General features: G+C 34.2%; 1 protein-coding gene. It reads left to right on the top strand.

Annotated features, from left to right (window positions below; all coding sequences use genetic code 11):
* Positions 1-225, top strand: a 225-nt coding sequence (locus tag FC30_RS06130) for a zinc ribbon domain-containing protein (RefSeq protein ID WP_156400133.1), incomplete at its 5' end; no start/stop codon positions are given.
* Positions 226-237: the final 12 nt, after the last annotated feature.

The following is a 237-nucleotide window of genomic DNA, read 5'->3' as shown; positions in this document are numbered from 1 at the left end:
TATAAGTGCGATTGGTATGGTAAAGATTTGCTTATCGCTGATAAATACTATCCAAGCACACAACGCTGTTCTAGCTGCGGTTATGTTAAAACTGGTGAAGAAAAAGTTGGGCTTAATGGCAACTTAAAATATAGAACTAAGCACAACGAATATATCTGTTATGAATGCGGAAATATTATGGGTAGAGATGAAAATGCAGTGTTGAATTTATTAGCACTGATATAAAAAATACAGGGA

This window comes from Ligilactobacillus animalis KCTC 3501 = DSM 20602, from assembly GCF_001434535.1.
In the GTDB taxonomy this organism is placed as follows: Bacteria; Bacillota; Bacilli; order Lactobacillales; family Lactobacillaceae; genus Ligilactobacillus; species Ligilactobacillus animalis.
The sequence above is the reverse complement of the archived record's forward strand: the minus strand, read 5'-3'. Positions and strand labels throughout refer to the sequence as shown.